Consider the following 19,950-nt stretch of genomic DNA (forward strand, 5'->3'; position numbering starts at 1 on the left):
CCCGTGCCCGCCGGGATCAGGGGTAGGTGATCACGAGCATGGTCACGCCGTCCGGCGAGGTCCAGGGTCCGTGCGGCATGCCCGGGGGACGGCAGGCGTACATGCCCGCGGTGAAGGTCCGGTCCAGCGTCCGGTCGTACAGCGCTCCCTCGACCAGGTAGACCTCCTCCCACACGTCGTGCCGGGCCACGCCCGCGGCCGAGGTGTCGGTGCCCGGCGCCCAGCGGACGAGCGCGGTGCGCCGACCGCTCGCGGGGTCCTCGGCCAGGACGCACTCCTCGACACCAGGTCCGGCGCCGGCCGGGGCGCGCCAGGGCCCGTCGGGGCGGTGGAACTCCAGCTCGGGCCCGCTCATCGCCACACCTCCGGCCGCCGGTTCGCCAGCACGGACGTCTTCTCGCGGACCGCGCCGACCTCCTCCACGTTCAAGTCCGTCACCAGCAGCTCCGGCTCGGCGCCCAGGGAGGCCCGTACCGTCCCGTCCGGGCCGACCACCAGGCTGTGCCCGATGCCGGTCGGCACGGCGCTCGGACCGGTGCCGGGATCGGCCTGGCCGACGGCGGCGACCCAGACGGTGGCGTCCAGCGCGCGGGCCCGCACCAGCAGCTCCCACTGGTCGAGCTTGCCGGGGCCGGCCCCCCAGGAGGCCGCCAGCAGCGTTCCCACCGCCCCGGCGTCGGCGTGCGCCCGGAACAGCTCGGGGAAGCGGACGTCGTAGCAGGTGGCCAGGCCCAGCCGGATGCCGTCCACGTCGATCACGGAGGGGCGGGAGCCCGGGGCGACGGTCTCGGACTCGCGGAAGCCGAAGGCGTCGTAGAGGTGGATCTTGTCGTACGACTCCTCGACGCCGGGTCCGGTGGCCAGCAGGGTGTTGGCCACCCGTCCCCCGTCGGCCGGGGTGAACATGCCGGCCACGACGACCGTGCCGGTCGCCTCGGCGATCTCGCGGACCCCGTCGGCCCACGGTCCGTCGAGGGGCTGGGCGAGCGGGGCCAGCGGCGTGCCGAAACAGGCCATCGACGCCTCCGGGAAGACGATGACACGGGCTCCGGCGTCCGCGGCGCGACGCGTCCACTCCTCGACGAGACGGAGGTTCTTCCCGGGGTCCGGGCCGGTGGTGAGTTGACTCAGGGCGATCCGCACGGTGCGGCGCCTCCTTCTTTGGGTCGGGGTTCTGTGGCCGTTTTCAGCGGGAAAGGGGGGCGTCCGCCGCGGCCCGGGTCTTCGGCGCGGCGAGCCGTACGTCCTCGTCGACGGCGGCATCGGGACCGCGGCCCAGGAGGACGCCCACCAGGGAGACCGCCGAGGCGAGCGCGATGTACAGGGCCAGCGGCACCCAACTGCCGTAGGCGCTGAGCAGGGTGGTGAACAGCAGCGGGGCGATGGCGCCGCCGATGATCCCGGCCAGGGTGTAGGCCAGGGACGAGCCGGTGTAGCGCAGCCGGGGCGAGAACTGCTCGGCGATGAAGGCGGCCTGCGGTCCGTAGAGACAACAGTGGATCACCAGGGCGACGAGGACCCCGGCGGCGAGCGGCAGCCAGGAACCGCCGGCGGCCATCGGGAAGAACACGAACGGCCATACGGCGGCCGCGACCGCCGAGATGCCGTACAGCAGGCGGCGGTTGACGCGGTCGGAGAGCGCGCCGGCCAGTGGCATCAGGAAGACCTGGACCGAGGAGCCGATGAGGACGGCCGCGAGGGCGGAGCCGCGCGACATGCCGAGTTCCTGGGTGGCGTAGGTCAGTACGAAGACGGTGAACATGGCGTACAGCACGTCGGGGCCGACCCGGCACAGGATCGCGGCGGTCAAGGCGCGGGGCTGGGTGGTGAAGACCTCGCGGATCGGGGCCTGGGGTCGCGTCTGCTCGGCCTCCATCGCCTTGAAGACCGGGGTCTCCTCCAGCTTGGCCCGGATCCACAGCCCGAAGCCGACCAGCACGCCGGACAGCATGAACGCCACCCGCCAGCCCCACGACTCGAACTGCGCCTCGGTCAGCAGCGCGCCGAGGGCGGCGAGTACACCGTTGGCGAGCAGGTTGCCCGCGGGCGGGCCCACCTGTGCGGCGGAGGCGTAGAAGCCCCGGCGGCGCGGGTCGCCGAACTCGCTGGACAGCAGGACGGCACCGCCCCACTCGCCGCCGACGCCGACGCCCTGGGCGAAGCGCAGCACGACCAGGGCGATCGGCGCGGCCACGCCGATCGTTCCGTATGCGGGCAGCAGGCCGATCAGGAAGGTGGCCACACCGATCAGGACGAGTGTGGCGATCAGCACCTTCTTGCGGCCGATCACGTCCCCGAGCCGGCCGAAGACGAATCCGCCGATGGGGCGGGAGACGTAGCCGACCGCGTAGGTGGAGAACGCCAGGAGAGTGCCGGTGAGGGGGTCCTCCGACGGGAAGAAGAGGTCACCGAAGACCAGCGCGGCGGCGGCGGAGTAGACGGCGAAGTCGTACCACTCCAGGGCCGTGCCGGTGAGGCTCGCGACGAAGGCGCGGCGGACGCCGGAGCGCCTCTCCGCCGCTCCGGCGTCGCTCTTCGGGGTGTCGTGCATGGTTTCCATCCTTGCTCCGGGGACATCGACCTTCCGGCATACTTCTTGTATACAGGTCGTATGCGCAAGCCTGCGCCAGAAGTTAACCGTGGAGAAATCAGGATCCGCGGACCGTCCCCCCATCCCTGGGAGTGCCCTCATGGCCGTGCTGACCTTCGAACTGCCCGACGGATCGACGCGCGAGGTCGATGTCGTCCAGGTCCTCAACGCCGGGTACGCCGGGCGCAGCCAGGACGACGTCGCCGCGCACGTCGCGGAGCTCGCCGAGTTGGGCGTACCGGGCCCGTCCGTGACGCCGGCGCTCTACCCCGTCTCCCCGTACCTCGCCCAGCAGACCGAACGCGTCGCGGTCCAGCACGGCCGCACCTCCGGCGAGGCCGAGTGGGCGCTGGTCGTCGCGGAGGGCGGGGAACTGCTGCTGACCGCCGCCTGCGACCACACCGACCGCGACCTGGAGGTGCACGGGGTGGCGTGGAGCAAGAACGCCGGCCCGGACGTCCTCGCCCGCCGCGCCTGGCGCCTGGCCGACGTGGAGTCCCGCATCGACGAGCTCACCCTGCGTGCCTGGGTCAGCCACGGCGGCACCGAGACCGTGATCCAGGCCGGGACACTCGCCGAACTCCTCGCCCCGGCCTACTGGGTCGACGTCCTGCGTTCCCGCGGCGAGCTGACGCCCGGGACCGTCCTGATCTCCGGCACCATTCCCATGGCTGCCGGCGTCGACCAGTTCGCCGACGGCTGGCGCGTCGAACTGGGCGACCCGACGGACGGGGACGTCATCAGCCTCGCCTACGACGTCCGGCCCATGCCGGAGCCCATCGGCTGACGCGCCTGACGGGAAGCGTTCCTCAACAGCCCATCGGCTGGCCCGCGACACGGATCAGTTCGCCCAGGGGGTCTCGGCGGGGCAGTGGGCGACGCGGTAGGAGATCTCCCGCGGACGGCTGACGCTTTGGCGGGCGATCATCCAGTGCGGCGATCCGGCCGGTGCAAGGGCCGTACCTCGACCCGGGCCCAGTCGAAGATCCGCAAGCCGTGGGCTCCCTCGCCGCACGAGTGGTGCTTCCACTTCTGGCGCGGGAGCCCGGGCACCGTTCACGGTCGTCCGTCCATCAGGTGGGCAGATACAGGCGCGGTCGATCAACGTCCGCCCGCGGGGAGCCGCATGGGCGAGGAAGACACCGATCCGGCGGTTCCCCGTGCGCCCCGCGGTGCCCGAGTACTGCCGCCGCACTCCCGCCGAGCGGACACCCTTCTTCGGAAAGCCGGTGTCGTCCACGAGCGGGACCGCATCCCGGTCTCCGAGGTGCTCCACGACGTATTCACTCCACCCTCCGCTTACTGACCCCGTGATGAACCACCGCTAGAGTCGCCCGATGACCGCGGACGGCAGGGGCGTCGAGACGAGGAGCCCGGACGATGGACCTGGAGCTTCGGCATCTACGGACCTTGTGTGCGATCGCCGACGCCGGGAGTCTGGGGCGGGCCGCGGCACTCCTGAAGTACTCGCAGCCGGCGATGAGCACCCAACTGCGCCGGATCGAGCGGCTCTTCGGTGAGGACCTGTTCGTGCGTACCGCGTCGGGCGTCGAGCCGACCCAGTACGGCCTCGAGGTCCTGACTCAGGCGCGCGACATTCTGGCCCGTGCGGATGCCATCAGGCGCCGTCCGGCGGGGGACGGCGTCAAAGCACCCCGGGTCCTGCGCCTTGCGGCCACCAACTCGCCCGTCCTGTCCGGCATGGTCGTCCGCATTCGCAGCCGGAGGCCTGATCTCACGCTGACGGTGAGCAGCGTCTACCCTTCGTCGGAGATAGTCGAGCACTTGGAGAAGGGCGAGCTGGACGCCGCGATCGCCGCGGACTACCCGGGAATGGAGCTGCGGCACTCCGCGGCCGTGGCGCATCGCGAGATCGTCAACGAACCCGCGTTCGTAGCCCTGCCCTCCGGTCATCGCCTCAAGCACCGCATGGAGGTCCCCCTCGCCGAACTCGCCGACGAGGCCTGGTTCCTGACCCCTGACGACGGTGCCGGCTGGCCGGGCGTGTTCTACGCGGCCTGCGCGGCGGCCGGGTTCACGCCCGCGGCCGTCCATGAGTACCTCGGTGACCGGCTCCAGCTCCAGGACATGATCGCCGAGGGACTCGGCGTCTCCATCGTGCAGGCTACGACCCGGCCGAGCCAGGGCGTGATCGTCAAACCGCTGACCGGCACACCGCTGTGGACCCGCTATCTGCTCGCATGGCGCCGCGACCAGGTCACGGAGGACATCACGGAGACACTGTTCAGCTCCGCGCACGCGTCCTACCGCGCCCTCATCACGCGGTCGGCGCACTTCCAGGCGTGGGCGGCGCAGTCATTCCATCTGCCGCGTTCCTAGGGCCAGTTACGGTGGCGCCCGAGCCCTGGGACGCAGGTCAGGCCAGAAGCTCACCCATCCACGTCTCGATCGCCGACGCGGTGCGCGGCAGCGCCGACGACATGAGGCGGGCGCCGTCCTGCGTGACGACCAGATCGTCCTCGATGCGCACGCCGACGCCGCGCAGCTCCGGCGGCAGCGTCAGGTCGTCCGGCTGGAGATACAGGCCCGGCTCGACGGTCAGGACGTGGCCCGCCTCCAGGACGCCGTCCAGGTACTGCTCGGCACGGGCCGCGGCGCAGTCGTGGACGTCCATGCCCAGCATGTGGCCGCTGCTGCACCACGTGTAGCGGCGGAACAGACCGCTCTCGGGCTCAAGGGCCTCGTCCGGCGTCACCGGGAGCAGGCCCCAGGAGTGCAGCCCCTCGGCGATGACCCGCATCGCAGCGAGGTGGAAGTCACGAAAGCGCGCGCCCGGCCGGACCGCCGCGATACCGGCGTCCTGCGCGGCGAGCACGAGGTCGTAGAGGTCGCGCTGCGCGGCGGTGAAGGTGCCGCTCACCGGAAGGGTGCGCGTGATGTCGGCGGTGTAGAGCGTGTCCGACTCGACGCCGGCGTCGAGCAGCAGCAGGTCACCGGGACGGACCGGACCGTCGTTGGCGATCCAGTGCAGTACGCACGCGTGCGCTCCGGCGGCGGCGATTGTCTCGTAGCCGAGGCCGTTGCCCTCGAGACGGGCGCGCAGACCGAAGACGCCCTCGACCCAGCGTTCGCCACGCGGATGGCGGACGGCCTCGGGCAGTGCGCGCACGACGTCGGTGAATCCGGCCGCCGTGGCGTCCACCGCGATCTGCAACTGCTCGACCTCCCACTCGTCCTTGACCAGGCGCATCTCGGACAGGAACGAGGCGAATTCGAGGTCGGCCTCTTCACGGCCGGCGCTGTCGACGAGCGTGTCGATCTCCGGGTCGACGCCGCGCAGCAAGCGGGTCGGTCGCGCGCCGTTCAGCCGGGCGGGCACGTCGTCGAGGCCCTGGGTCGCCACGCCGAGCAGTGAGGAGGCCTCGTCGAGGGTGGCGCGGCGGCCGACCCAGATCTCGCCGTAGCGACGGTCGCGGTAGAACTCCCCGGTGTCGCGCGGGGATCGCGGGCGGACGTGCAGCACCGCCTCGTGACCCGAGGCGGTCGGTTCGAGGATCAGGACGCTGCCCGGCTCGGTCCCACCCGTCAGGTACGAGAACGCGGTGTGCGGCCGGAACCGGTAGTCGCAGTCGTTGCTGCGCACCTTGAGGACGCCTGAGGGAACGACGAGCCGTTCGCCGGGGAAGCGCGCGGACAGCCGGTCGCGTCGCTTGGCCGCCCACGGTGCGATCGACTGCGGGGGCGGGTCGGCTCGCGGCGAGGACTCCCAGTTCCCCATGAGGAACTCGGCGAGCGCGGAGGAGACCGGAAGGTCGTGCGAACCCGTGTGCAGCGGCTTCTTCGTCGTCATACCGGGATCGTAGGGAGCAAGGGGCCGGCCCGCCCCATACCGTTTTTCCGCCGCACGCATAACACGAGGTGGAGACCTGCTCGGCGCCCCGCCCTGACCGTCAACTGCTTCTGCGGGCACGGATCGTCAACTACCTCTGCGGGCACGGATGTTATGGCCCGCCCCTCCATTGTCGTATCCCTCAGTCCGTTGTCACTGGCCACTGTGAGTGGGACGTTCCCCCCACGCTCGCCGCTCGTGCTCGAAGCGACCCCCACTCACGAAGGAGCATTGATGCGTCGTCGACCTGCCCTGCCCGGATTCCGTCCCGGAAGTCCGTCCAGATTCGCGTCCAGATTCCTGGCCGTCAGCCTGGCGGTCAGTGCCCTGATAGCAGGCCTGCCGGCCGTACCGGCCCTTGCGGCAGCCGGACCGAAGGCCGTCGCAACGGCTGCTCCCACGACCACCGCCGTGACCGAGCCCAAGCCGCGCGCGCTGTCGCCGCTCGGCGCGAACACCGCTGCGTCCGACCAAGCAGACGTCCAGAGCGGGCGACTGGCAGCCGCCCATGTCCGGCCGCTCAGCCCGCAGTTGCCGCAGACCTCCTCGACCTCGAAGGCCGTGCGACCTCCCAAAGCCACGCAACACGCGGCAGCCGCGTCGTGCACCCCGGCCGACTTCGGCACCCGTACCGGATCCGAACTGGTCGCGTACATCCAGGACTCGACCACCGACTGCATCAACACGCTGTTCGGCGTCACCGGCACGGACGCCCGCAACGTGTTCCGCGAGGCGCAGATGGTGACCGTCGCAGACGCCTTCCAGGACGCGTCGCAGACGTATCCCGGCGACAACTCCACCCAGGTGTGGCAGCTCGTGCTGTTCCTGCGCGCCGGCTACTACGTGCAGTACAACGACGCGGCCGACGTCGGCGAATACGGCCCGACCCTGGCCGCGGCCATCGCCTGCGGACTGGACGCGTTCATCGCCAACTCCCACTTCATGGACGTCAGTTCGGAACACGGCAACGTCCTGGGCGACGTCATCATCCTGACGGACAGCGCCAACGAGCAGGCCCGCTACCTGGACACGTACCAGCGAGTGCTGAACGCCTACGACAGCTCCTACGACGCCTACTGGAGCATGGACACGGCCGTCAACGACGTCTTCACCCCGCTCTTCCGCGGCCACTTCAATCCCGCGTTCATCAGCGCGGTCACCGCCGACCCGAGCATCATCGACACGCTGAACTCATTCACCCTGAACCACATCTCGATGCTGAGCGGGACCTGGTACTTCATGGCCGCCAACGCCGGAGCCGAGACGGCGCGCTTCCTCGACACGGCCGGGCTGGACGACAAGGTGCGGCCGATGGTGAAGGGCCTGCTCGGCGCCTCCTCGATCACCGGCCCGACCGCTCCGCTGTGGGTCGGCGCCGCCGAGATGACTTCCGCGCACGACGCGGCCCAATGCTCGTACTACGACACCTGCGACCTGACGTCCAAGCTCACCGCGGCGGCACTCCCCATCACCTACAAGTGCGATGACGGGCACACTTTCCTGGCCCAGTCCCTGACCGACTCGGCGCTCGCCGAGGCCTGCAAGAGCGTGCAGGGACAGGACGCCTACTTCCACGGCATGGTCAGGGACAGCGGCCCGGTCGCCGACGACCGCAACACCACCATCCAGATCGTCGTCTTCGCGAGCCCGAGGGAGTACCGGACCTACTCAGGCTGGATCTTCGGCAACAGCACCGACAACGGCGGCGAATACCTGGAGGGCAACCCCGCCGACCCCGACAACCAGGCCCGCTTCGTCGCCTATGTGAAGAGCGTGGGCGACGGCTTCCCGGCGGACATCTGGAACCTGAACCACGAGTACACCCACTACCTCGACGGCCGCTACGACACGTACGGCGACTTCTCCGCGGGCCAGACGGTCCCGGACATCTGGTGGATCGAGGGCTTCGCCGAGTACGTCTCGTACAGCTACCGGGGAGTGCCCGACACCGAGGCGCTCTCCGATGCCGGGAAGCACACCTACGCCCTGAGCACCCTGTGGCAGAGCACGTACGCCAACTCCGACCTGACCCGCACCTACCCGTGGGGCTACCTGGCCGTCCGCTACATGATGGAGAACCACCCGGACGACGTGCAGGCCATGCTCAGCAAGTTCCGCACCGGCGACTACGCCGGAGCCTATGCGGTCTACAGCACCGGCATCGGCACCCGTTACGACGCGGACTTCGCCGACTGGCTCGACACTTGCGCGGCCGGCGCCTGCCGGGGGAGCGGCAGCCGACCGAGCGCCGACGGCTGAGCGAGCCGCGAACTGACCCTGCCTCTCCCTGTCACTCCGCGGCCTGCCGAGGCGGCGACGTGTGGAGGTCGAGTTGATCGAGCGGCCCGCCTGCTACCGGCAGGCCGCACAGGGAACGGGAGAGGGCGGTACCGCCCTCTCCCGTTCGCTCCTCGTCATGCCGTGGCCGGCAGGACCGTACGTGGCCGCACCGGGAACCCGGCCGCCCGGTAGCAGTCGTCGATGAGCCGCATCGTGGTCAGCGCGTCGGCGGCGTCGAGCGTCAGCGGCGTCCCGCGCCGCAGATGGGCGGCGAAGGCCTCGAGTTGGTAGGTGTACGAGGACCGGCGGCCGAGTTCCTCGGTGCGCTCACCAGCGGCCGTACGGACGACGACCCGGTCGTCCAGGTGCGGCTGTACGAAGTTCACCGCCGTGGCTTCGCCGCGCGAACCCACGACACGGCAGCTCATCTGCCATGTGCGGTGGGCCATGTGGCAGCGGGCGCTGCCCGTGGCGCCGCCCGGGAACTCCAGATCGACGTCCAGCCACTCGTCGACTCCCGCCGCCCGAGCCTTCTCACCGCCGCGCGCGGCGACCAGCCGGGGCGCCCCACCTGCCCACGGCGCGAGCATGCGCTGGGCGTGCAGGCTGTAGCACCCGAGGTCCATCAACGCGCCGCCCGCCAACGGGAGTTGCCACCGTACGTCGTCGTCAGGTGGCGCGGGCATGGCGACCGTCGTCTCGACGTGCCGGAGGTCGCCCAACTCCCCGCTGTCCAGCAGCTCGTGCAGGCGCCGGGTGACCGGGTGGAACAGGTAGTGGAAGCCCTCCATGAACACCGTGCCCGCCTTGGCGACGGCCCCGTGGACCTCGGCCGCCTCCGCCGCGTTGCTCGCGGACGGCTGATCGGTGAGGACGTGCTTGCCCGCCTGGAGTGCGGCCAGGTTCCACGGCCCGTGCAGACTGTTGGCCAACGGGTTGTAGACGACCTCGATCTCCGGGTCGGTGACGAGCGAGGCGTAGGAGTCCGCCACCCGCTCCACGCCGTGCCTGGCGGCGAAGGCCTCGGCCCGGTCGCGGTCGCGGGCGGCCACCGCGACCAGGCGGTGGCCGGTCGCCCGGGCCGGTCCCACGATCGACAGCTCGGCGATCCGGGCCGCGCCCAGGACTCCGATCCGCAGGGGTTCGTCCGTCATCACTTGCGCACCTCGTCGAGTCGTACGGGCCGGTGTTCACGCAGGGACAGGGTGCACGCCTCGGCGGTCAAGCTCGCCTCGATGGCGTCCGCGACCGTGCAGGGGGAGGTACGGGTGCCGGCGACGACTTCGGTGAACGCGGTGAGTTCGGCGCGGTAGGCGTCGGCGAACCGGTCCATGAAGAAGGTGTGCGGCGTTCCGGCCGGGAAGGCGGTGCCCGGTTCCACGGAGCGCAGCGGCAGTCTGTCCTCCAGGCCCACCGCGATGCTGTCCTTCATGCCGTGCAGCTCCAGGCGCACGTCGTGACCGCGGGCGTTGTGGCGGGAGTCGGAGATGACGGCGATGGTGCCGTCGTCCAGGGTGAGCAGGGCGGACGCAGTGTCGACGTCGCCCGCCTCACGGATGTACTCCGCGCCGCGGTTGCCACCGGTCGCGTAGACCTCGACCACCTCGCGGCCGGTCACCCAGCGCACGATGTCGAAGTCGTGCACGCCGCAGTCGCGGAAGATGCCGCCGGAGACGGCCACGTAGGCGGGTGGCGGCGGGGCGGGGTCGAGGGTGGTGGACCGTACGGTGTGCAGGTCGCCGAGCTCACCGCTCAGCACGGCCCGGCGCGCGGCCGCAAAGCCCGCGTCGAAGCGTCTGTTGTAGCCGATGTGCACCTCGACGCCGCTGCCCTCCACCGCACGCAGCACCTCCAGGCTCTCCTCGACCCCGAGGGCCACGGGCTTCTCGCAGAAGACGGGGATGCCCGCCCGCACGGCGGCGAGGATGAGGGAGGGGTGAGCGTCGGTCGCGGCGGCGATCACGACGCCGTCGACGCCGGCGGCGAGCAGGGCCTCGGGGGAGTCGGTGGTGGTGGCCCCGAAGCGTTCGGTGGCCGTGGCGACGGCCGCGGCCACCGGGTCGGTGACCACCAGGGAGTCCACCCCGTCCAGCCCGGCGAGGGTTTCCGCATGGAAGGAGCCGATGCGGCCCAGCCCCATGATTCCTATGCGCATGAGATGCGTGCTCTTTCTGCCCGAGGGCGGCTCGGTCCTGACCGCCGAAGACGATCCGGTCCCAGTGGTGGGCGGGGGCGGCGTTCGCGCGTCAGGCCGGCGAGAGCGGCCTTGGCCGCGGAGCACGGCGCCAGGCGGGGCGGCCCGCCGTGGGCGTGGTGGGAGCCGACGCCGACGACGGTCGCACCTTCCCCTGCGGCGGCCCGCACGATGCCCGCACCGACGCTCTGACTGCCGCCGTTCCCGAGAACCACCCTGTCCTCGAGAAATCCCATGAGTGCCGTGTCGCTCTCAGCTCTGGCGGCGCTTGGCGCCCGCCTGCAGTTCCTGGCGCAGCCGCTCGGGGTCCCAGTCCTCGGCGACGGCCTGTCGGACGGTGTCCGCCTGGGAGGGCGGGGCGAGACCGTCCACCGGCGGGTCGAGGTCGAGGTTGGTGGGGAAGGGGTAGCCCTCGGCGGTGGCCGCGATCACGCGGCGCAGCCAGTCCTCCGAGACGCCCTCGGACTTTCGGCGCAGCAGCACCGGGAACAGTGCGTTCGCCATCGCCTCGCGGTCCACCGACTCCATGGCGCGGCCGAAGGCGGAGGAGATCTGCAACAGATTGGCCATGCGCCTGATGTCGGCCGAACGGTTGTGCCCGGCGGCGTGGAAGAGCGCCGGGTTGAAGAAGACCGCGTCGCCCTTCTCCAGGGGGAGTTGGACGTGGTGGGCGTCGAAGTACTGGACGAACCGCGGGAGTCGCCAGGCGAGATAGCCGGGCTCGAATTTCTGCGAGTGCGGCAGGTAGAGGGTCGGGCCGGACTCGACGGGCATGTCGCAGTGGGCCACCGCGCCCTGCAGGGTCAGCACCGGCGAGAGCCGGTGGACGTGCGCCGGGTAGGTCGCGGCGCGCTCCTGGGAGAGGAAACCGAGGTGGTAGTCGCGGTGGACGTTCTGTGCCGCGCCGCCCGGGTTGACCACGTTGACCTGTGAGGTGACCTGGTAGGCGGGGCCGAGCCAGGCCTCGGCGATCAGCTCCAGGATGTCGTTGGCGTAGTAGTCGGCGAACACCTCGGGCGCCCGTACGGCCACCTTGTCCAGGGCGTTCCAGACGCGGTCGTTCGCGCCGGGCTTGGCGAAGTGGTCGCCGCGGGCCGTGCCGCTCGCGCGCTCCTCCTCGATCAGCGCGCAGAAGGCCTCGGACGCCGCGTCCACCACGGCCGCGTCCGGGAAAGCGCCCTTGAGGACCACGATGCCGGGCCCGTCCCACAGAGCCCGGACCAACTCGTCCTGCACGCTCCGACGACCCTCCGGGGAGATCGCCAGAGAACGGAGCCGATCGCTGTCGTAGAGCGGGACGTTCTGTTCGACCCGCTCGGCCGAGGGGTGGTCGGCGGGGTCGGTGCGCTGCTCCACGAGCGAGCGGAACGCGTCGAGATCGCAGTCCGCCTCGGTCAGCCAAGTCCGCGATCCTGCGGCTGTGGGAGACATCCGGGTCCTTTCGCAGTCCGTGCGTTTCTGCCAGTCTTGAGAACCTCAACCCATCATTCAATGCTTGTCGGTACATCAAAAGTGCATCATCGGCTCTTGGGATCAGTCATGCGACACCGCTACCCGATCAGGGAAATCGCCCGGCAGGCCGGACTGAGTACGGCCACGGTCGACCGCGTCCTCAACGAGCGGGGCAACGTGACGCAGAGCACCGTCAGGGAGGTGCACGAAGCCATCAAGGACCTGGACCGCCAGCAGAGCCAGGTCCGGCTCGGTGGCCGCACCTTCATGATCGACATCGTGATGCAGGCTCCGGAGCGGTTCTCCACCGCGGTACGGGACGCACTCGAAGCCGAACTGCCCTCTCTGCATCCCGCTCTCGTACGTTCGCGCTTCCACTTCCGTGAGACCTGCCCTCCCGCCGAACTGATCGGCACCCTGGACAAGATCGCGAAGCGTGGTACGCAGGGCGTGATCCTCAAGGCCCCCGACGAGCCGGAGATCGCGGCCGCGGTCGGTCGGCTGGTCGCGGCCGGCATCCCCGTCGTCACCCTGGTGACCGATCTGCCCCACAGCGCACGCCTGGCGTACGTCGGGATCGACAACCGCGCGGCCGGGGCCACCGCCGCTTACCTCCTCGGACAGTGGCTGGGCAAGCGGCCCGGCAACGTGCTCACCACCATCAGCCGGGGCTCCTTCCGGGGCGAGGAGGAACGCGAGATGGGCTTCCGCAGCGCGATGCGCCTCGCCGACCCCAGACGATCCCTGGTGGAGGTCACCGACAGCGACGGCCTGGACGCCACCCAGCACGATCTCGTCCTGGAGGCACTGAAGCGGGACGAGGACATCATCGCCGTCTACTCCGCGGGCGGGGGCAACCTCGCCACCCTCGGCGCCTTCGACGCGCTCGGGCGGGAGTGCGAGGCGTTCATCGCCCACGACCTCGACCACGACAACACCCGGCTGCTGCGCGAGCGTCGCCTGTCCGCGGTCCTCCACCATGACCTGCGCCAGGACATGCGCCGCGCCTGCCAGATCATCATGCGTGCCCACAAGGCACTCCCCGACGACGGACCGTCGCTGCCCTCGGCCATCCAGGTGGTCACGCCGTTCAACATGCCACCGGGTGCTCCGTCCGTACCGGTCGCCGACTGAAACCGACAGGTTCGACGCCGCCCCGCGGATTCCGCGACGGGCCCTCAACCAGGCCGCCCGCGGGGCGACTCGGGAGCCGCCCGCGCTCCGGCGGGCCGGGGGTCAACAGCGCGCCCCCTGGGGGACGTACGATCGGGCTTCCTTCGCGCCGGAAGGTGGTCTGCCCATGCCCGTGCCGAGTCTGCTCGCGGTTTTCGCGCACCCGGACGACGAGTCACTGTCGGCCGGCGGGGTGCTCGCCCGTCACGCGGCCGCGGGCGCGCGCACCGCGGTTGTCACGGCGACCTGGGCCGCGGACACCCCGCGGGCCGCGGAGTTGGCCGAGGCCCTGCGGATCCTCGGCGCCGGCGAACCGCGCATGCTCGGCTACGCCGATGCGCGTGTACCGCACTCGGCCCCGGGCTGTGTGCGGCTCTGCGAGGCGCCGCTCGACGAGACGGTGCGGCGGTTGGTGACGCACATCCGCGCATTCCGCCCGGACATCATGGTCACCCATGACGCCTACGGCGGGCTGCCCGGTCACCCGGACCACGTCCACACCCATCGGGTGACCGTGCTCGCTGCCCAAGCGGCAGGGCTTGGGCAGCTCTACCCGGATGCCGGTGCCCCCTGGCAGCCGCATGCCCTCTACCTGGCCACGCACCCGCACTCGGCCGTGCCGGCGCTGCGAGCCGCGATCGGTGCGCGCAAGACGGTGTACAGCGTTCCGGACGAACAGGTCACCGCGACTGTCGATGTCGGCCCCTGGATGGAGCGGAAGATCGCCGCCGTACTGGCGCATCGCTCCGAGGTCGAACGGGGAGCTCTGCCGGGGGTGATCGCCGGTCTTTCGCCGGAGGCACGGGAGCGGTTGTTCGCCACCGAGTGGTACATCCGCCACGCCCCCCTTGCTGCGGCCCCGGCCCAGACGGAGCTGACCGCCTGACCGTGCGGTCCTGGGGAACCGGCTCGCTCATCAAGGTGATGCCTGCCCCGTTCACTGGGGTCGTGACCGATTCAGCCTGATTTCCAGATGCATGATGACAGCTCACGGCCGCCCGTTCTGCCTATGTGCCGTGCATGGGAGTTCAGCTTGTCCCCACATGCCCGCCGCACCCGGACCGTCATCGGATCCGCACTTGCCGCACTCGCACTGGCTGCGGGGTGTACCCCGCATACCGGGATGAGCGCACTCGGCCATCCGAAGCTGTCGACGGGTCCCCTGCAGAGCGTGTCCCCGTCGCCGGCCCTCACCGCGCGGGCAACGCAGGATCTGCGCGACCCCGCGCAGATCGTGAGCCGGAACGGACTGCTCAGGACCAGGATCGTCGTCGAACGCAAGAAGGTGCGCCTGGCGGGCCGCGATCTGTGGGCCCTGACGTACAACGGGATGTACATGCCGCCCACGCTGCGTCTGCGGCCGGGGGACCGGATGGAGATCTCCTTCGAGAACAAGCTCGACCATCAGACGAATCTGCACGTCCATGGCATGCACGTCTCGCCCGTCGGCCATGCGGACAACATCTTCCTCAAGGTCGAGCCGGGGAAGACGTTCACCTACGAGTACACCTTCCCCAAGAGCCTGGAGCCGGGAACGTACTGGTACCACCCGCACCCGCACACGCTCTCCGCCCCCCAGACCGCCGGCGGCATGTCCGGACTGATCGTGGTGGACGGCCTCGACAGGTATCTGCCCGCGCCGCTCCGCGGGATCACCGAGCACGCCGTCGCGCTCAAGGACTTCCAACTCGTGGGCGACCAGATCAAGACCTCGCATCTCAAGATCGGTGCACCCACGACACGCACCGTCAACGGGCAGCTCAACCCACGGATCCGGATCAGGCCCGGCGAGACCCAGCTGTGGCGCCTCGCGAACATCGGGGCCAACATCTTCTACAAAGTGACGCTGCCGGGCACCAAGTTCCACATCGTCGCCCAGGACGGCTACCCGGTGAACAGGGTCTACTCCGTCGACTCCATGGTCATCCCGGCCGGTGCCCGCTACGACGTGCTCGTACAGGGTCCGAAGGCCGGCGTGTCGGAACTGCGGACCCTGCCGTACAACTCCGGCAAGGCCGGAAACCAGTTCCCCGAAGCGACACTGGCCACGGTCCAGTCCGGGGGTGAACCGATGCGACCCGCGGCCTTGCCCACCGCCTTCGCCCCGGTGGTCGACCTGTCGAAGGAGCCCGTCGCGGCACGCAAGACGGTCATCTTCACGGAGAACAAGGCGGGCACGCTCTTCTACATCAACCACAAGCAGTTCGACCACAACCGCGTCGACTTCCGGGCCAAGCTCCACACCGTCCAGGAGTGGACGATCAAGAACGACAGCGACGAGGTCCACTCGTTCCACATCCACACCAACGACTTCCAGGTGCTGGGCATCAACGGCAAGCCGCAGGTCAACTACGGCTTGCGGGACACCGTCGACGTCCCTCCACGCGGAAACATGGTCGTCCGTATCCGGTTCCTCGACTATCCGGGCAAGACGGTCCTGCACTGCCACATCCTCAACCACGAGGACGAGGGGATGATGGCGGTACTCCAGATCGACAAGTAGGCGCCCCGCTCCTGAGCCACCGCGCGTCTCACTCAGGCCCTCGGACAAGGACCGCCCGTGTGCGCGCAGGCGTCGTCCGGTGTCACCTGCCCGGTACGGGACGGACGGTGAGGATCTGTTGTGCGTGTCCGACCGGGCCGTTGAGGTCGTGCAGGACGGTGCTGGTGAGGCCCTGGCCGGTGGGGCCGAAGGTGACCGTGGTGTCCAGGCCGGTCCAATGGCCTTCGGGTTGGCGGTGGAGGTGGACCGTCAGGTCGACGTTGGGGTACATCCAGGCGGTGGGCGGCTGTCGTACGGCGATGCCGTTGGCGGTGTCGACGAGGGCGAGGTAGGACGCGAGCGTGCTGCTGGGCTCGTCGGCGACGAGGGCGTGGGGGGTGGAGATCCAGGCGGTCGTACGGCCCGCCCGGGGTGGTGCGAGCGGGCGGACGTCCAGGGAGGCGATGTATCCGCCGGGCCACAGTGAGGCCATCGGCCACGGGGTGAGCGCCTGAGGAGGGGTGAGCCGGTCGTCGGGGCCCCCGGCGACGGCGGCCGTGTCGACGGTGGCGAGGAGCCAGGCGCGGGCACGGACCACGGGCCGGTCGGCGATGAGCACGACGGCTTCGATCAACTCGATGGTGCGGCCCGGGCGGATGGTCTCCACCCGGATCTCGCACTCGTCGAGAGCGGGTCGGCCCAGGATGTCGTAACTGATCCGGGCCGTCGCCAGGCCGGAGTCCGGCCGCCCGGCCAGATGACGGTCGATGGCGTGGACGACGAGGCCGCCGAGCGGGCTGAAGTGCTGTTCGTCGGGGTCCCAGGCTCCGCCCGCGTGGGCGGTCGGCTTGTAGCGGTGCTCGTCGATGCGCTCGTAGTAGCTGTCGGGGACCGGGGTGCCGGTGTTCAACGGACGTCTCTCCTCGGGCGGTTCGCGGGGCTGTTCAAAGGGCTGATCACGGGGCTGATCACAGAGTATTGAGCAGGACGACGTAGACGGCGGTGCCGATGCCCACGCTCAGGATCGTGCGGCGGCCGAAGGCCAGGTGGACGCCGATGGTGACGGCGACCGCGAGCAGCGCGTACCCCGTTCCGTGCGGGTCGCGCGTGATCGTGCCGTGCAGGGCCGTCACGGCGAGGATCGCGAGGATGCCGACCGGCATCCACACGGACAGGTGCCGCACCAGCGCCGAGCCGCGCAGGGCGCGCAGGACCGCGAACGGCAGGGCGCGCAGGGCGAAGGTGAGAGCGAAGACGATCGCCAGGACGGTGATGAGATACGAGGTGCTAGGCATCGGTGGTCTCCTGGGCGGGTCGGCGAGTGGTGAGCGTGTGGCGCACCAGGAGCAGGCCGACGAACATCAGCAACGCGGTGAACATGGCGAGGCCCGGGGTCAGTACGAGCGCGAGCGCGGCGCCGGCACCCGCGAGCAGGACGGAGGGGAGTTCGCTGCGGGAGCGGAACGCGTCAAGGGTGAGCACGGTGAACAGGGCGCACAGGGCGAACTCCAGGCCCTTGACCGGCGCGGGCAGCGCGGCGCCGAGAGCGACCCCGACCAGACCGCCGCCGACCCAGTAGGTCTCGCAGGCGATCTGCATCGCCAGCAGCCGGGGCGCCGAGCGTTCCGCCTCGGGCAGGGAGGCATTGACGGCGTATGCCTCGTCGATCATGGCGTAGACGGCGTAGGCCCTCGCGACCGGGTGCCTGACCAGGTGGAGGGGAAAGGAGAAGGCGTAGAAGACGTGCCGGAAGTTGACCACGAGGACGGTCAGCGCGACCGCGGCCAGTGGGGTGACGGTGGCCATCATGCCGACCAGCAGCAGCTCCAGGGAGCCGGCGAACGCGGCCAGGGACAGGGCGGGGGCGAGCCACCAGGGCAGGCCGGCCTGCATGATCAGCAGGCCGAGAGCGATACCCAGCGGGAAGATCCCGAGGCCTGCGGAGAAGGAGTCGCGGACTCCCAGGGTGATCTGCCGGCGCCGCTCGGCGGGGGCCCGAGCCGCGACCGGGGCGGGTTCCGGTGTGGTCGCGCGGGACGGAACGTCGTGGTGCATGTGTTCATCGTCCCGGAAAACGTGCGCCATGTGGTTGCGAAGATTGCGCGCTCGGCAGTCTGGAGTGCAATCTTCTTACGTGGATGCGATCGATCTGGCAATTATCGCCGAGTTGGAGCGGGACGGGCGGCTGACCAACGTCGAGCTGGCGCAGCGGGTCGGGCTCACGACAGGGCCCTGCCTGCGGCGCGTGCAGCGGCTGGAGGCCGACGGTGTCATCCGCGGTTACCGGGCCGTCATCGACCCCGTTGCCGTGGGCCGCTCCTTCGAGGTGCTCATCGACCTCAGCCTCGAAGCCCAGGACGCGGAGACGGTCGAACGCTTCGAGCAGACCATGGCGCAGGCCGAGGAGGTCATCGAGCTGAGGAGGCTGTTCGGCAACCCGGACTACTTCGTGCGCGTGGCGGTCGCGGACCTGTCCGCCTACGAGACCTTCCTCAGCGGGCACGTGATGACCATCCCGCGGATCAAGAACGTCACCTCACACTTCACGATGAAGGTGGTGAAGACGGCCTGACGGCCTGATGGCCTGACGGCACGGCCCGACGACCGGCGGTCCCGTCGGCCGTCCCACCGGCCGCCCCGTGACGGTGGCCCCGTGACGGTGGCCCGGTCGGTCGGGGACGGTCAGTGGGGGATGGTCACCAGCACCCGGCCCCGGCCGCCGGCGTCGACGCGGTCATGGGCCTTGGCGATGTCCTCCAGCGGGTAGCGGTCGCCGACGTCGACGGTGAGGGCGCCCACGGCGGCCGCGGCGGTGAGGTCGCGGGCGGCCTGGCGTCTGGCCTCGGCGGGGAAGTCGTCGCTGCCGAGCAGCCGCAGGGTGACGTTGTTGAACAGCAGTGGCCAGAAGGGGATTTCGGTGCGGTCGGCGCGGGTGGCGTAGGCGGCGATGACCGCGTCCGTCGCGGCGACGGCGGTGTCCAGGTCGGCGTTGTCGGAGAGTGCCACTTCGATGATGCGGTCCACGCCCCGGGGCGCGTACGTGCGGATTGCCGCCGCCGGGTCGGCGGAGTCGAGGGCGACGGCGTGGGACACGACGGCCGGGTCGACGCGGTCCAGGTCGTCGCCGCGGCGGACGGTGGCGAGCACGGTGGCTCCGCCCCAACGGGCGAGCTGAGCGGCCAGGGAGCCGACCCCGCCGAGCACTCCGTGCACCAGCACGGTCCTCCCGTCCACCGCCCCGTCGCCGAACACGGTCCGGTGCGCGGTGATCCCGGGAATGCCCAGGCTCGCGCCGAGTTCGTCGCCGAGGTGGTCGGGCAGGGGTACGGCCAGGTCCTCGGGTACGACGGTGTACTGGGCGGCGGTGCCGAAGGGCCGGTACGACTGGGCGCCGTAGACCCAGACCCGCTGTCCGACCCGGCGCGCGTCGACACCGTCCCCCACGGAGTCGACCACCCCGGCGGCATCGCTGTGCGGAATCACCCGCGGATACGGCATCGAAGAGCCGAGCCACCCGCGCCGCTTCTTCGTGTCCCCGGGATTCACCCCCGACACGGTGACACGGACCCGAACCTCACCGGGGCCGGGCTCGGGGTCGGGGAGTTCGCCGACGCCCAGCACGGCCGCGGCCGGGCCTTGTTCGTCGTACCAGGACGCAAGCATGTGGGACCTCCGTCGTCTCTCAGCTCGGGGTTCTTCGAGCGTAGGGGAGTGTTCCCGGTGCGCGCGGCGCCGGCGCACACAGGGGCCGGTCGCCGTCGTGGAAGAAGCCCGCCGGTTCCTCCTCCCGAAGCGCGCGACCGCTCTCCGCCCACCGGCACCTCAGTGGCCCTGCCAGGGGCATCGCGCTCCAGGCGCGGCCGCTGGGTTCCGGTCGGCGGCCGCGCGGGTCGGTTCCCGCCGCACGGCGGGTGTACAGACGGTCGCCA

The 19,950-nt window shown here is 70.6% G+C and carries 18 protein-coding genes and 1 pseudogene; 7 read left to right on the forward strand and 12 right to left on the reverse strand.

Going from position 1 to position 19,950, the window contains the following annotated elements; genetic code table 11:
* Positions 1-16 precede the first annotated feature (16 nt).
* From FNV62_RS45460 to FNV62_RS45470, 3 genes are read right to left on the reverse strand one after another with little or no spacing between them, the layout of a single operon-like run.
* Complete coding sequence (locus FNV62_RS45460; protein ID WP_054232572.1) at positions 17-355, reverse strand: cupin domain-containing protein; 339 nt, start codon at positions 353-355, stop codon at positions 17-19.
* Positions 352-1,143 (reverse strand): carbon-nitrogen hydrolase family protein, encoded by a 792-nt coding sequence (locus FNV62_RS45465; protein WP_144316209.1) that lies wholly within the window; start codon positions 1,141-1,143, stop codon positions 352-354. The genes FNV62_RS45460 and FNV62_RS45465 overlap by 4 nt, the downstream gene beginning before the upstream one ends.
* Before the next feature lie 43 nt (positions 1,144-1,186).
* Positions 1,187-2,551 (reverse strand): MFS transporter, encoded by a 1,365-nt coding sequence (locus FNV62_RS45470; RefSeq protein WP_054232570.1) that lies wholly within the window; start codon positions 2,549-2,551, stop codon positions 1,187-1,189.
* A 139-nt stretch (positions 2,552-2,690) separates the two neighbouring features.
* Between FNV62_RS45470 and FNV62_RS45475 the strand changes: the two genes are divergently transcribed.
* Positions 2,691-3,377 carry a DUF2848 domain-containing protein gene (locus FNV62_RS45475; RefSeq protein ID WP_144316210.1) on the forward strand — a complete coding sequence of 229 codons (687 nt, stop codon included), beginning with the start codon at positions 2,691-2,693 and terminating at the stop codon, positions 3,375-3,377.
* Here the strand turns inward: FNV62_RS45475 and FNV62_RS45480 are convergent.
* Positions 3,312-3,875 (reverse strand): annotated as a pseudogene (locus tag FNV62_RS45480) (transposase); the annotation flags it as partial. The gene FNV62_RS45475 and the pseudogene FNV62_RS45480 overlap by 66 nt on opposite strands.
* Positions 3,876-3,970: 95 nt before the next feature.
* Between FNV62_RS45480 and FNV62_RS45485 the strand changes: the two are divergent.
* A complete protein-coding gene (locus FNV62_RS45485; RefSeq protein WP_097287678.1) occupies positions 3,971-4,930 on the forward strand; it encodes a LysR family transcriptional regulator in 960 nt (319 codons plus the stop codon).
* 37 nt (positions 4,931-4,967) lie between these two features.
* Here FNV62_RS45485 and FNV62_RS45490 read toward each other — a convergent pair whose 3' ends face one another.
* Positions 4,968-6,401: an aminopeptidase P family protein gene (locus FNV62_RS45490; RefSeq protein WP_144316211.1), complete on the reverse strand. Its 1,434-nt coding sequence runs from the start codon at positions 6,399-6,401 to the stop codon at positions 4,968-4,970.
* 450 nt (positions 6,402-6,851) lie between these two features.
* Between FNV62_RS45490 and FNV62_RS45495 the strand changes: the two genes are divergently transcribed.
* Positions 6,852-8,699 (forward strand): collagenase, encoded by a 1,848-nt coding sequence (locus FNV62_RS45495; protein ID WP_225900619.1) that lies wholly within the window; start codon positions 6,852-6,854, stop codon positions 8,697-8,699.
* A gap of 155 nt (positions 8,700-8,854) precedes the next feature.
* Here FNV62_RS45495 and FNV62_RS45500 read toward each other — a convergent pair whose 3' ends face one another.
* From FNV62_RS45500 to FNV62_RS45515, 3 genes are all read right to left on the reverse strand, one after another.
* A complete protein-coding gene (locus FNV62_RS45500) occupies positions 8,855-9,874 on the reverse strand; it encodes a Gfo/Idh/MocA family protein (RefSeq protein ID WP_144316213.1) in 1,020 nt (339 codons plus the stop codon).
* Entirely contained in the window at positions 9,874-10,875 is a 1,002-nt protein-coding gene (locus FNV62_RS45505; protein ID WP_144316214.1) for a Gfo/Idh/MocA family oxidoreductase, read from the reverse strand. The genes FNV62_RS45500 and FNV62_RS45505 overlap by 1 nt, the downstream gene beginning before the upstream one ends.
* 291 nt (positions 10,876-11,166) lie before the next feature.
* Positions 11,167-12,345, reverse strand: a complete 1,179-nt coding sequence (locus FNV62_RS45515; protein WP_144316215.1) for a phytanoyl-CoA dioxygenase family protein — start codon at positions 12,343-12,345, stop codon at positions 11,167-11,169.
* Between the two features lie 108 nt (positions 12,346-12,453).
* Between FNV62_RS45515 and FNV62_RS45520 the strand changes: the two genes are divergently transcribed.
* The 3 genes from FNV62_RS45520 to FNV62_RS45530 all read left to right on the forward strand — a co-directional run bounded on the left by FNV62_RS45520 (position 12,454) and on the right by FNV62_RS45530 (position 16,042).
* Positions 12,454-13,500 carry a LacI family DNA-binding transcriptional regulator gene (locus tag FNV62_RS45520; protein WP_144316577.1) on the forward strand — a complete coding sequence of 349 codons (1,047 nt, stop codon included), beginning with the start codon at positions 12,454-12,456 and terminating at the stop codon, positions 13,498-13,500.
* 166 nt (positions 13,501-13,666) lie between these two features.
* The gene (locus FNV62_RS45525; RefSeq protein WP_144316216.1) at positions 13,667-14,425 is read left to right on the forward strand and encodes a PIG-L family deacetylase; all 759 of its coding nucleotides are present in this window, start codon (positions 13,667-13,669) and stop codon (positions 14,423-14,425) included.
* Positions 14,426-14,662: 237 nt separating this feature from the next.
* Complete coding sequence (locus FNV62_RS45530; protein WP_144316217.1) at positions 14,663-16,042, forward strand: multicopper oxidase family protein; 1,380 nt, start codon at positions 14,663-14,665, stop codon at positions 16,040-16,042.
* A gap of 82 nt (positions 16,043-16,124) precedes the next feature.
* Here the strand turns inward: FNV62_RS45530 and FNV62_RS45535 are convergent, their stop codons facing one another.
* Genes FNV62_RS45535 through FNV62_RS45545 form a run of 3 tightly spaced genes read right to left on the reverse strand, consistent with a single transcriptional unit; the run spans position 16,125 to position 18,076 of the window.
* Entirely contained in the window at positions 16,125-16,931 is an 807-nt protein-coding gene (locus FNV62_RS45535; RefSeq protein WP_097287685.1) for a thioesterase family protein, read from the reverse strand.
* Between the two features lie 58 nt (positions 16,932-16,989).
* On the reverse strand, positions 16,990-17,316 hold the full coding sequence (locus FNV62_RS45540) for a branched-chain amino acid transporter permease (RefSeq protein WP_143656477.1): 327 nt from the start codon (positions 17,314-17,316) through the stop codon (positions 16,990-16,992).
* Positions 17,309-18,076, reverse strand: coding sequence for an AzlC family ABC transporter permease (locus tag FNV62_RS45545; RefSeq protein ID WP_144316218.1), 768 nt, complete (start codon positions 18,074-18,076; stop codon positions 17,309-17,311). Before FNV62_RS45545 ends, FNV62_RS45540 begins: the two co-directional genes overlap by 8 nt.
* A 79-nt stretch (positions 18,077-18,155) precedes the next feature.
* On the opposite strand from FNV62_RS45545, the gene FNV62_RS45550 reads away from it, so the two are divergent.
* Positions 18,156-18,593, forward strand: a complete 438-nt coding sequence (locus tag FNV62_RS45550) for an Lrp/AsnC family transcriptional regulator (protein WP_143629492.1) — start codon at positions 18,156-18,158, stop codon at positions 18,591-18,593.
* Positions 18,594-18,703: 110 nt separating this feature from the next.
* On the opposite strand, the gene FNV62_RS45555 is transcribed toward FNV62_RS45550, so the two are convergent.
* Positions 18,704-19,684: an NADPH:quinone reductase gene (locus tag FNV62_RS45555; RefSeq protein WP_144316219.1), complete on the reverse strand. Its 981-nt coding sequence runs from the start codon at positions 19,682-19,684 to the stop codon at positions 18,704-18,706.
* Between the last annotated feature and the right edge of the window lie 266 nt (positions 19,685-19,950).

The sequence above is a fragment of the Streptomyces sp. RLB3-17 genome, from assembly GCF_007113425.2.
In the GTDB taxonomy this organism is placed as follows: Bacteria; Actinomycetota; Actinomycetes; order Streptomycetales; family Streptomycetaceae; genus Streptomyces; species Streptomyces mirabilis_D.

Excerpts from the sequence above, each read along its gene's own strand:
- FNV62_RS45460 (WP_054232572.1), bottom strand. The coding sequence starts at position 355 with ATGAGCGGGCCCGAGCTGGAGTTCCACCGCCCCGACGGGCCCTGGCGC.
- FNV62_RS45490 (WP_144316211.1), bottom strand. The coding sequence starts at position 6,401 with ATGACGACGAAGAAGCCGCTGCACACGGGTTCGCACGACCTTCCGGTC.
- FNV62_RS45520 (WP_144316577.1), top strand. The coding sequence starts at position 12,454 with ATGCGACACCGCTACCCGATCAGGGAAATCGCCCGGCAGGCCGGACTG.
- FNV62_RS45525 (WP_144316216.1), top strand. The coding sequence starts at position 13,667 with ATGCCCGTGCCGAGTCTGCTCGCGGTTTTCGCGCACCCGGACGACGAG.
- FNV62_RS45500 (WP_144316213.1), bottom strand. The coding sequence starts at position 9,874 with ATGACGGACGAACCCCTGCGGATCGGAGTCCTGGGCGCGGCCCGGATC.
- FNV62_RS45505 (WP_144316214.1), bottom strand. The coding sequence starts at position 10,875 with ATGCGCATAGGAATCATGGGGCTGGGCCGCATCGGCTCCTTCCATGCG.
- FNV62_RS45555 (WP_144316219.1), bottom strand. The coding sequence starts at position 19,684 with ATGCTTGCGTCCTGGTACGACGAACAAGGCCCGGCCGCGGCCGTGCTG.
- FNV62_RS45540 (WP_143656477.1), bottom strand. The coding sequence starts at position 17,316 with ATGCCTAGCACCTCGTATCTCATCACCGTCCTGGCGATCGTCTTCGCT.
- FNV62_RS45485 (WP_097287678.1), top strand. The coding sequence starts at position 3,971 with ATGGACCTGGAGCTTCGGCATCTACGGACCTTGTGTGCGATCGCCGAC.
- FNV62_RS45470 (WP_054232570.1), bottom strand. The coding sequence starts at position 2,551 with ATGCACGACACCCCGAAGAGCGACGCCGGAGCGGCGGAGAGGCGCTCC.
- FNV62_RS45545 (WP_144316218.1), bottom strand. The coding sequence starts at position 18,076 with ATGCACCACGACGTTCCGTCCCGCGCGACCACACCGGAACCCGCCCCG.
- FNV62_RS45475 (WP_144316210.1), top strand. The coding sequence starts at position 2,691 with ATGGCCGTGCTGACCTTCGAACTGCCCGACGGATCGACGCGCGAGGTC.
- FNV62_RS45530 (WP_144316217.1), top strand. The coding sequence starts at position 14,663 with ATGAGCGCACTCGGCCATCCGAAGCTGTCGACGGGTCCCCTGCAGAGC.
- FNV62_RS45515 (WP_144316215.1), bottom strand. The coding sequence starts at position 12,345 with ATGTCTCCCACAGCCGCAGGATCGCGGACTTGGCTGACCGAGGCGGAC.